Here is an 11,436-nt window from a genome sequence, read left to right as displayed (position 1 = left end):
CTTGTCCATTGAGTCAGGGATTTTTTGTCCGTAGCGCATCCGCCGATACCAAACTGAGGAGACTTCACTTAAATCTAACTTCTGTTCGCCATCAGTAATAATTACTCGTTCAGTAACGCCAGAGTAAATATCTAGTTTTACTTCAGTGGGATATCTGTCTGTATCAAACCGAAATGCTTTTTCTCCTCTAGCCTCAATTTCTTTAATAACTAAAGGAATGCTTTCGTTGTCTTTACTAAACGTAACTATTAATACGGTCATAATTGAGTTGCGCCTAAGATACCCTACAGTAATTGACTTTCTTAATTACGAATTACGAATTAGTACAAGAGCATCTGCGATCGCACTTGCAATTGGTAAGCCTAAATCCTTTTCGAGCATTCCCCACTCCCCCACAGGGTTGATTTCCAAAAAGACGTATTCGCCTGATGGTGTAACGATGAAATCTAAGGCTCCAAACAACAGCCCAATTTTCCCCATAAAGGCTTTGAGACGGCGAATTACTTCATCAGGAAGCTGGTGATGTTGCCATGCACCAACTTCAACACCAGGTTTACGCCAATCAACTTTGGCTGCTGCATACACATCTGCATTTAGCGCCCCCACGAATACATTACCATTTACATACACCACCCGTAATTCCTGTTGCTTTGGAATTTGCTCTTGAAAAACCATTGGGCAATAGCGCAGTGATTCGGCATCTTCTAAATCTTTTTCCTTGACGATGCTGGTGTACATAAAAAACGAGGAGTTAGCTTCCATACTGCGGGAAAGAGCAGTTAAGAGCTTACTGACCATTTTGCCGTTGACTTGCCCAAAAAACTCTCGTGCTGCTTGGGCTTTATTGGTAACAAGAGTTTGGGGAATAACAAAACCTACTTCAGACGCAATCCGCAGTTGACGCAGCTTGTTACTTGCATAATCTATCCGCTCTAAATTATCTACCCACGTAGCCCCCTTAAGACTGTCCCAAAAACCATCTAAAGTTGCAAGTGATTCTCTAATGCAAGCATCTCGGAACTTTGGCGCTAATTCTTGACTCAGTTGTGGTTCCCAAATGCGACGCATCCATACAGCTTGCACCTGCTCTGTACTGATACAGTGATTGTTATATTCTATAGTGTGGTAGCTTTTAGACTTGTCAAAATGTGCTGTTAATTGCACTTCTAGAGGAAATTTATCAGTATCTAGACGGAATGATTGTACCCCTTTTTTTGATAAAGCTTCTGCTACTCTATCTATTGTGAAGAAATCACCACTATGGGTGATTAGTAAAACAACATCACGAGACAGGTGCATAAAATATACTTTTTTGATAATTCTAGGAGGTAGCTATTCAAGGAGTAGCAAACAAATTGCTTTTTAGAAACTCAAACTTTTAAAAAAATTAGGGAAATGGAAAAAGCAATCACCTCCATGTTATGGAAAAATAATATGAAAGCGATCGCCTACGGCGGACGCTCTGCACCATCGCGTTTCTATGAGTAGTTTTTAGTTATTTGATAACTCTCTTAAATTATGATTCCGCCAATTATAAGGTATCCCCTTGACAAGAAAGATACTTTCAGATGCAGAAGACTAAATTATTTATCTTCCAAATCTGAAGGAAACTTGTAAGTCCAAGGAACCTCTGTTCCTTCAGTAGCTTGCTCTTTCAAGAAACGTGCAAAGAATGGTAATGCTACAACATTCACTGTTTTTACTGTCTTTGTAGACATAGACTTTTCCTTAAAGTAAATTGCTTTTTCAAGTAAAAATATATCATTAATTCAGTATATTTTCAAGGTCAGTTAAGACAGTTAAGAAGTAATTGTTCTAAGGGAGTTAGGAAAGTTAAGAAAGTTAAGAAAGTTAAGAAAATATTATTTAATAATTATTAAGTTAAGTAATCAAGATCAAATTATAGTAATTTTATTTGATTATTGAACAAGTAGGGGTGAGATCGCCGAAATCATCATTAGTAGTTAATAACATTTTTAAACCCGCCCCTACTCTTGCCTGTTTTCTTTGCTGTTAACTTCTTTCATACATAATTATGTTTAATAATAAACCAGATTCCTATTACACACCAGTGATATAGGAATCCGGTTTGATTGCTGAAAATATACGTAGGATGTGAGCGCGGAGAGTACGGCATCAAACTCTTGATACTAGTGCGTTACGAACTCCGTTCTAACACACTCTACAATATTTAATTTCGTTCAGAAATCAAATACTAGTCCTATAAGTCATTAGTGAACAACAAAAACCTCGATTTTTTAAAAATTCGGGGTTCTGAACAAGGACGATTTTTAAAAATCAAAATAGAAAACTATTCTTTCATAGGTGAGAATTCAACAGACTTAACAGATTGTCTAACCGCTAAACTCTCAGCCATTTCAACACACTTGAGTTCTTGTCATAGCGGTACGTCAAGCCATCCCTAGTAGTAATAGAATCTCCTTTGCTTGCCTTACTTCTAATAGTGCTAATAGAATAGTTAGTTAATTCACTTATTTCCTTATGAGAAAGTCCTTCGTTTGTGATTGTTTCTGTCAATATTTGTGATTGATTTTGCGACTCATTATTAGGCGTGCTTTGAATATTTATTGCTTTTTGATTTCGATAATCCTGCACAGTCACAAGTTGCCAACTGGAATCTTGTGAAAGTTCCAAAACCCATTGATGATAATCAAACAGACTTTCCCGATGCCCAACACTGATAAATGTTGTTTTTGTTGATTGTAACTGTTGATATAAACTTCCTTCATTTTGCAAATCTAAAGCACTCGTTGCTTCATCCAATATAGTAAAGCTAGGATGAGTAACTAACAGCCGTGCAAAAGCCAAGCGTTGTTGTTCTCCTATCGATAATATATTCTCCCAAGGAACTTCTGTATCAAAGCCATCAACTCGACTCAATAAGTTTTGTAGGTTGACCTGTTGCAAAACTTCTTTGAGTTCTGCATCAGTCATTTGACGACTGGTATTAGGATAGAGCAATTGTTCGCGCAAAGTTCCCAAAATTATGTAAGGACGTTGGGGTAAAAATAAAACTTCTTCTAATGGAGGTCGCACTAAACGGCCAGTTCCCGCATTCCACAAACCAGCGATCGCTCGCAACAAAGAACTTTTACCTCGACCACTTGGGCCAACAATCAATAAACCTTCTCCCGGTTGAACAGACAACGATAAATCTTCAACAATTACCTGTTCATAGTTGGGTGTTTGTAAGGTGACATTTTCAAAAGCAAGATGCTTTTCTTCTATTATTTTAATGGTGCTTACATTCTCCGGTTGTTTGGTAACATCTTCTAACGCACTCGAAAACTCAGCTAAACGCTCAACGTAACTCGAAAAATTTCCAGAACTGCCAAATGCAGTTATTAGTTCTCCCAAAGCAGTAGCAAACATAAAGCTAGCTACACTAGCTTGTCCAACTTGTCCGAAATCAATTTCACCTTTAATATACAAAGGCGCAAGTATGAATAACATAAAAAGTTCTATAGCAACTTGATATGCTCTGTTAAAAATGTCTCTATTTCTCTCCCAATCAATCTTGCGTTTAATGTTTGTGGTCAACTTAATAAATCGGCGTTCAATTATATTTGATTCTTGTTTTTCTCCCCGAAAAAAAGCTATTGATTCAGCGTGAGTGCGAACATGAGTTAGGCAGTAATTATAGTCAGCTTTAGATTCAATTTCTGCTTGATTAATACTATTTAATTCTTGATTTAAGTAGACAGCAATAAAATTGCCTATAATCGTGTAAATAACCAGAGCAACAGCAATCTGTTGAGAAATTGACCAGATAATTGTTGCAAAAGTTATCATTTCCAGTACTTTTTCTAGAAAAGTAGCTGAAAAATAGAGGACATTACTGGTAATTGGTTCAATCTCTTGGGATAAACGTTGATCTGGGTTATCAATATCAGCTTTAAAATTAATTTTATAATAAGCACGCTTGCTTAAATATTTATCTAAAATCTGATTATTAAGCCATTTGTACCAATCAAGAGCAATTTGTTTTCTAACAAATCTAGAAAATCCTAATAAAAGCGTTACCAAGACAAGTCCAGCAGCATAATAGTATATAATATTAATAAATTTAGAATAATCTTTTTCTTGAAGTATGATATCAACTATGTAGCGATTAATAAAACTATTAAAAGCAGTTACACCTACAAATGCAATTATTAGTAATATTAAGAGAATAAGCATTCCCCATGCACGAATTACGTCTGAGAATGCTCTTTGTCCTGGCTTTGTTGGATACCAGTAAGGCCCAGCGATCGCTTTGGCATTTTCCCAGAATTGGATAAAATCTGAAAAAACATTCTTTGAGGGTTGAGCTTGAACAACTTGTGTTGGCATATTTGAAAAATAAATTAAAATCTTTTATCAACTTTAATACTTATTAGTGTTGAATAATCAGTCATAAGTACCGAATGAGTAACCCCAATCATGGCTAATTTTTTAACTGATATTACCTAATTGTTGAGTGCGGCTCAAAGCGGTAAGCACTGCATTAGAAATAACAGTTCGCATACCACCTTTTTCTAACTCGTAAAGACCAGCAGCAGTCACTCCCCCAGGACTTGTTACCTTGTTTCGTAAAACTGCTGGATGTTCACTCGTGTGAAACATCAGTTCTACACTACCAGCAATCGTATGCAATGTTAGTTCTTGGGCTTGTGTCCGGGTTAAACCCATCTGAACGCCAGCATCAATCATCGCTTCGATGTAGAGAAACACAAATCCAGTCCCCGCGCTACTCAACGCCGTTGCCATATCAAGGTAATGTTCATTTTGGGTAGTAAATTCCTTACCTAATGCTTGTAAAATGACTTGGGTATGCGATCGCTGTATCTCTGTCACACTTGATGATGCACTCCACACTGTAGTCCCATGACCAACTTGTACTGCAATATTGGGCATTGTACGGACAACAGCAGGATGATTCAACCCTTGGCACAGAGATGAAATACTCGCTCCACTCACAATACTAATTACTAAAGCATTAGGTGGAATTTTATCCTTAAGCATACCCAGAACTTCTGCTAAAACCTGCGGCTTCACCGCCAATATCACAATATATGCGCCAAGAACCGCTTCTATATTGGAGGTTGTAGTACGTACTCCATATTCCTTTTCTAAATGAAGGCATCGCGCAGAAACTGGATCGCTGACTATAATTAGATCGGCTTTGGGAACAATTTTTGTTGATAACAATCTACTAATTATCATTTCGCCCATCGTGCCACCACCGATAAAGGCAATTTGTAAATCTTTGAGCATATCTTCTCCCTATTATCTAAGTCATTTGATATATTGGCATCAAGACAGATTAGGTTGAATCACAGCTTTTAATACAGAGCCTTGCTCTACATCTGCCAGTGCTTGATTAATTTCTTTTAGTGTATATGAACGACTAATTATGCTTGACCAAGCAATATTTTTACTAGAATCGCTATGACGTTTTAGTAATTCAATCATTCTGTAAAAATGGCTGAAATCAATTCCCCAAGTCCCGCGAATATCAATATGTTTTAGATTAATCTCTAAGTGTGGATTGATGAGAATTTCACCCGTGTTTGTGTAATGCCCGACAATAACATAGCGGCCTCCATTTCTGGTCATATTTAAGCCCTCTTTGACAGCAATAGGAATCCCTGTAGCTTCAATAGTGACATCAGCACCGTGTCCATTTGTTAATTCCAAAACCCGCTCAATATGTTGTCGTGGCTCATCAGTTTTAATTGCAAGGGTTTCATCTACACCGAAGGATTTTGCAACTACTAATCGGCTCTCAAATTTATCAATTACAATTACTTTGCCCGCACCTGAGAGCAAAGCTAGAATTGCCACACTCAAACCTACAGGCCCGCAACCCTGTACCACGACAACATCACCAATTTGAATCTGCGCTCGATCGATAGCGTGTAGTGCAGTTGGTAAAGCACACCCCCCAGCAATGAATTGCTTGGGTGAGACTTCTTCGGGTAAAGTGAGAACTTTGACTCCTGGTTTGAGGTAAATCAGTTCAGACCAACCGCCCAGCAACCCATCTTTGGCTGAGTAGGTGACACCATAAACTTTGCGTTTTGGACAGCGAGTGGATGCTTTGGCTACTAGACAATACCAGCAGTTGTAACAGGTTTCATGAACATCTAAAAAAGTAGCGATCGCTCCAGGCTGAATTAATTTACCATTGACATCATTAACCTGCCCACCTGTTTCCACCACACGACCAACTGAGAAGTGTCCAGGGATGATGGGATATGGTACTCCCTCTAAACGCCCATGTAGTAAATGTACATCAGTTCCACAAACCTCAGAATATAAGGTTTCAAGAATGATTCCACCCTTTTCTAGAATCGGCTCTGGTAATTGTTGCACTTCAACTGCTTGATTAGGTGCAGTCATCACAGCTGCTAAGGGCATGAATTACTCCTCACTATAATTTACCAAATTGCTTCTTGCTTCTTAGTTATTTATCACATTCAAGACCACAAAATAATTTCACCGTTAGGTAGTAATCCGATCGCAGAGGTGAAAGTCACACGTTGTCCATCCATCGGTTCAACGGTGTGATAGTTGCGTGTATTGAAAATGAACACATCTCCTACATAAGGTTGGAAGGCGATCGCGTCTGCATCTGCAATTACTGTATCACCATAGCCGTAGGAATCGAGTTTATATTGGTCATCTCCTGGTTGCCACTGGCGATCGTAAATGCGTGTTTGACCATGATTGCTTGGAGAAAATTTCAAGTACAAATTCCAAGAAAGTTGATAAATAACTGTACCAATTTCCCATTTTGATTGTTCTAATGGAGCATAATCAATATGAAGTTGAGTACCCCGCTCTATTTTTCTGATCAGTCCTGCATAATAACTACCATAGAGTGGTTCCGAAGCAATTCGTACAGTCGCACCTGTACACTCTCGAATTTTCACCATTAAGCGTTCTAATGGATTAAAAGAGGCTGCCATAATGCAGTCTCTTAATTTAGTTGTGCGTTCTACTGCTTGAAAATAAGCTGCTTTACTAATGCGATTATATTCAAACACGGTGATACCAATTCGCTCAATTTTGGGATTCACATTTTGATAGCAGTCAAAGTTGAATAATTCAGCTTGATTGACTAACATCTCACACTCTTGGGATGTGGCGAATTCCCTTAGCCGAATTAAAGGAATTCGGTTTTCCAACAGCATTCTTAAAGACTCTGTAGTTAAGGGATACTCTTGCTTTTTATCCCAAACCTTGGATTTAATCTGGTTAGAAGTAGCAGTCATAATACCATTCCTTATATTTAAATTTGAACTCACATGAACTCACTTAATATCTACAGGATGTTGGTTAGATAAGAACTTGATAGGGCGAATCTGATTATCAAAATCAGGTTTATATTCATCGCCTCTAACTTCTTGCGCTTGCTCAATGCAAGCTTTCAACTGTTCCGCTAAAACCTGAACGTGGGGCAGATTCATCATCGTCACATGATTACCTGGGACAAAATGGACATCCACTGGTTCGACAGAAAATTTGCTCCAGCCCCAGTACAAATCCTGCAAAATATCAGAAAGTACTTCACTATTAGATTCATCAACCTTGACGACATTATCCTTGGCGCGTAAGAGAGTAACTTTGGTTGGATAAATCTCTTGTGGTACATAATTCACCATAGCGTTAGCTTTGAGCAGTTGCACCATATTATTAAGCTGCGTAATTTCATCGTCAGGAGGTAATATATCAGCATCTTTTAACCTTTCTAGAACGTATTTCAGCTGATCTTCCCAAACCATAGATTGAAGAGTATCAACAGAACAATCCATCTTTTTCCCATAAACAACTTCGATTGTGTCTGCTAATTCAGCCAACCATTTAGTGTTATCCAAATCAAACGCTGATGGATTTTTCTGATTAAATGGTGCTGTAGTATCAAGAATGGCAACTAAAGCAACCTTATGACCTTTACGAAGTAACTGTTGCGCCATTTCAAAGGCTAATTTACCGCCAAAAGAATGCCCTGCTAAAAAATACGGCCCCTGTGGTTGAACAACTAAGAGTTCTTGAATATAACGGGCGGCTACATCCTCAACTTGGGTAATTAGTTCTCCTGCTTCACCAGGAGCAATTGCTTGGAAACTGTAAAATGGTTGGTCTGCACCCAGACAACGGGCTAAATCATACAAGTAAAAGGGATAGCCCGCAGCCCCAGGAAGACAAAACAAAGGTGGCTTAGAACCGTGCGGCTGAAGTATTACCAAGGGAGATCCACTCTTAGAATCTGAATCGAATGGTACAATAGTTGCCAATTGTTCAATAGTTGGATTTTGGTAAAGGCTGGCGATCGCAATATCTTTATCAAACTGCTTTTTAATTTGAGCCATTAAGTAAGGAGTTAAAAGAGAGTGACCACCGAGGTCAAAGAAATTATCTTTTACTCCCACCTTGTCAACTTTCAAAATTCTTGACCAGATTCGCGTTAGTTCCAGTTCTACTTGGTTGCGTGGAGCAACATATTTGTCTGAATTACTGCTGTGTAAATCCGGTACAGGCAATGCACGGCGGTCTACTTTGCCGCTAGGAGTTAGTGGCATTGATTCCAACATTACAAAAGCGCTTGGCACCATGTAGTCTGGTAGCTTTGCTTTCAGGAATTGCCGCAGTTCATTGATTGTGGGTGTACAGTGCTGATGTGCTACCACGTAAGCAACTAGCCTTTTATCACCCGGAGTATCTTCGCGGGCAATGATACAACATCCCTCCACATCTCCATGCTGGCTCAGTACTGCTTCAACTTCTCCCAATTCAATGCGGAAGCCTCGCACCTTAACCTGATTGTCAATGCGCCCCAGGTATTCGATGTTGCCATCCGGTAAATAGCGGGCTAAATCCCCTGTTTTGTAGAGGCGTGAATCAGGGTCAGTGCTAAAGGGATTGGGGATAAATCTCTGTTGTGTTAACTCTGCTCGATTGAGATAGCCTCGCGCCAAAGAGACACCACCAATATGCAATTCTCCTGCTACACCCACGGGTACAGGCTGTAAATACTTATCCAGGATGTAAATTTGCGTGTTAGCAATGGGACGACCAATCGGAGGCAGTAGTGGCCAAGCCTCTACTGAGTTGTTCAGAGTAAAAGTGATGATTACATGGCTCTCCGATGGCCCGTAATGATTGTGCAAAGTACAATCAGTTAGTTTGCTTAACCATTGAGAAATCGCGGGAGTAATCTGTAACTGTTCCCCAGCAGTAATGATTTCCCGCAGATGACTATTAACTAATTCACTACCAACAGCAATTTCAGCTAGTTGCTGTAAGGCTACAAAGGGAACAAACAGTCTCTCAACAGCTTTTTCTTGGAGAAAACCTAACAAAGCTGAGGTATCTCGGCGCAATTCCTCCGTAATTAAGAACAATGTGCCTCCCGAAAACCAGGTAGTAAACATTTCTTGGAAGGAGACATCAAAGCTAATAGGAGCAAATTGCAGCGTTTTTGCTCCAGTGGAAATTGTATTATTTTGCAGTTGCCACAGAATTAAATTGCAAAGAGCAAGCTGATTCAAGGCTACACCTTTAGGCTTACCTGTAGAACCAGAGGTATAAATTACATAAGCCAAATTAGTTGCTTGCACATCAGAGATGAGATTATCCTCACTTGACTGAGAAATCATCTGCCAGTCAGTATCTAAACAAACAAGTTTTGCTTGATGCTGAGGTAATCTGTCGAGGAGTGAATATTGGGTTAGCAACACTGAAACTTGAGCATCTTCTAACATGAAAGCCAAACGCTCTTGAGGGTAGTTTGGATCGAGTGGCACATAAGCCCCACCAGCTTTGAGAATGCCAAGTAATCCTACTACCATATCTAGCGATCGCTCTACACAAATGCCTAGCAGCACATCTGCGGATACTCCTAAAGACTTCAGGTAGTGCGCCAACTGGTTAGCACGGCAGTTTAACTGCTGATAAGTGAGTTGTTGATTTTCAAACTCCACCGCCACTGCATTGGGTGTACGCTCTACTTGTTCCTCAAACAACTGATGGATAGATTTATCACGGGGATAATCCGTCAGAGTATTGTTCCATTCAACTAATAACTGCTGTTGCTCTGTCTGTGATAGCAGAGGCAATTGCGAAATCCGCTCCTCTGGGTTAGCGACAATTCCAGAGAGCAATGTCACAAAATGTCCAGTCATCCGTTCAATTGTACTGGCATCAAATAAGTCAGTGTTATATTCCCATACACCCACCAGTCCATTCACAGTGTTCTGCATTGATAAAAACAAATCAAACTTGGCAGTTGCGCTTTCTACTGGCAAAGAACTGATAGTTAAATCAGCAAGCTCTATCTCAGACATAGGCACATTCTGGAGGGTAAACATCACTTGGAAAAGTGGTGTATGACTGAGATCCCGATCTGGCTGCAATACTTCTACCAGCATTTCAAAAGGTAAGTCTTGATGAGCATAAGCATCCATTGCCATCAATCGAACGCGACCAAGTAATTCGTTAAAGCTGCGATCGCCTGATAAGTCAGTACGTAACACCAAAGTATTGACAAAAAAGCCAATTAACCCTTCAATTTCATTACGATTACGGTTAGCAATTGGCGAACCCACCAAAATATCTTCCGTACCTGTGTAGCGGTAAAGTAGCGTATCAAACGCTGCCAACAACGTCATAAAGAGAGTACAACCTTGCTCCTGGCTCAATTTTGTCAGCTTATTGCTTAACTCAACTGAGAGTGCAAACTCAAGATGTCCACCAGCGAAAGTCTGCACAGATCCTCTGGGTCGGTCTGTGGGCAGTGACAACAAGGCTGGTGCATCTTTGAGTTGCTGTTGCCAGTAACTTAGTTGAGTTTGCAGTACCGAGCCTTGCAACCAATTTCTTTGCCACAGTGCATAATCTGCGTACTGAATCGACAGTGGTGTTAAAGGCGACGGCTCACCTTGAGAGTAAGCGTTGTACAGTGCTGCTAGTTCTTGGATAAACACACCCATTGACCAGGCATCAGAGACAATATGGTGCATACATACACTCAAAACGTGTTCAGTCTCGGACAGCACAATTAATGTTGCCCTAACTAATGCTTGATTTGTTAAGTCAAACGGTTGATTAGCTTGTTGTTGCGCTAATTGCTGTGTAGCAATTTCTTGTTCAGTTGTTGATAAATGCTTCAAGTCAACAACTGAAACTGTCCAATTCCTTTGTGTTTGAATAATTTGAGTTGGTTTGCCATCAACTATCACAAAGTTGGTGCGTAAGGCTTCGTGGCGATTAATAATTTCATACAAGCTTTGTTCTAAGGCAACTTGATTAAGTGTTCCGACTAGACGCAAAGCCATAGGAATGTTGTATATGGCACTGTTCGGCTCCAACTGGTCTAAAAACCAAAGACGCTGTTGAGCATAAGACAGTGGAGTCGGAGGCCAAGCGGGT

Annotated in this window: 8 protein-coding genes; all 8 read right to left on the bottom strand. The window is 39.8% G+C overall.

Annotated elements, in window-relative coordinates; all coding sequences use genetic code 11:
• Positions 1-261, bottom strand: a 261-nt coding sequence (locus RMZ41_RS31700; protein WP_409876311.1) for an MvdC/MvdD family ATP grasp protein, incomplete at its 3' end; no start/stop codon positions are given.
• Positions 262-306: 45 nt separating this feature from the next.
• Positions 307-1,299: an MvdC family ATP-grasp ribosomal peptide maturase gene (locus tag RMZ41_RS31695; protein ID WP_322642649.1), complete on the bottom strand. Its 993-nt coding sequence runs from the start codon at positions 1,297-1,299 to the stop codon at positions 307-309.
• Between the two features lie 284 nt (positions 1,300-1,583).
• Positions 1,584-1,718, bottom strand: coding sequence for a microviridin/marinostatin family tricyclic proteinase inhibitor (locus RMZ41_RS31690; protein WP_322642650.1), 135 nt, complete (start codon positions 1,716-1,718; stop codon positions 1,584-1,586).
• Between the two features lie 643 nt (positions 1,719-2,361).
• Positions 2,362-4,353: an ABC transporter ATP-binding protein/permease gene (locus RMZ41_RS31685; RefSeq protein WP_322642651.1), complete on the bottom strand. Its 1,992-nt coding sequence runs from the start codon at positions 4,351-4,353 to the stop codon at positions 2,362-2,364.
• A 102-nt stretch (positions 4,354-4,455) separates the two neighbouring features.
• The gene (gene proC / locus RMZ41_RS31680) at positions 4,456-5,277 is read right to left on the bottom strand and encodes a pyrroline-5-carboxylate reductase (protein WP_322642652.1); all 822 of its coding nucleotides are present in this window, start codon (positions 5,275-5,277) and stop codon (positions 4,456-4,458) included.
• A 39-nt stretch (positions 5,278-5,316) separates the two neighbouring features.
• Complete coding sequence (locus RMZ41_RS31675; protein WP_322642653.1) at positions 5,317-6,423, bottom strand: zinc-binding dehydrogenase; 1,107 nt, start codon at positions 6,421-6,423, stop codon at positions 5,317-5,319.
• Positions 6,424-6,482: 59 nt separating this feature from the next.
• A complete protein-coding gene (locus tag RMZ41_RS31670) occupies positions 6,483-7,280 on the bottom strand; it encodes a hypothetical protein (RefSeq protein WP_322642654.1) in 798 nt (265 codons plus the stop codon).
• Between the two features lie 39 nt (positions 7,281-7,319).
• On the bottom strand, positions 7,320-11,436 hold a 4,117-nt coding region (locus RMZ41_RS31665; RefSeq protein WP_409876307.1), incomplete at its 5' end, for a non-ribosomal peptide synthetase.

The organism is Nostoc sp. DedVER02 (assembly GCF_034530675.2).
GTDB lineage: Bacteria > Cyanobacteriota > Cyanobacteriia > Cyanobacteriales > Nostocaceae > Nostoc.
Note: the sequence above shows the minus strand (reverse complement) of the source record. Positions and strands in the feature narration are given on the sequence as shown.

Excerpts from the sequence above, each read along its gene's own strand:
- proC (WP_322642652.1), bottom strand. The coding sequence starts at position 5,277 with ATGCTCAAAGATTTACAAATTGCCTTTATCGGTGGTGGCACGATGGGC.
- RMZ41_RS31670 (WP_322642654.1), bottom strand. The coding sequence starts at position 7,280 with ATGACTGCTACTTCTAACCAGATTAAATCCAAGGTTTGGGATAAAAAG.
- RMZ41_RS31685 (WP_322642651.1), bottom strand. The coding sequence starts at position 4,353 with ATGCCAACACAAGTTGTTCAAGCTCAACCCTCAAAGAATGTTTTTTCA.
- RMZ41_RS31675 (WP_322642653.1), bottom strand. The coding sequence starts at position 6,423 with ATGCCCTTAGCAGCTGTGATGACTGCACCTAATCAAGCAGTTGAAGTG.
- RMZ41_RS31695 (WP_322642649.1), bottom strand. The coding sequence starts at position 1,299 with ATGCACCTGTCTCGTGATGTTGTTTTACTAATCACCCATAGTGGTGAT.
- RMZ41_RS31690 (WP_322642650.1), bottom strand. The coding sequence starts at position 1,718 with ATGTCTACAAAGACAGTAAAAACAGTGAATGTTGTAGCATTACCATTC.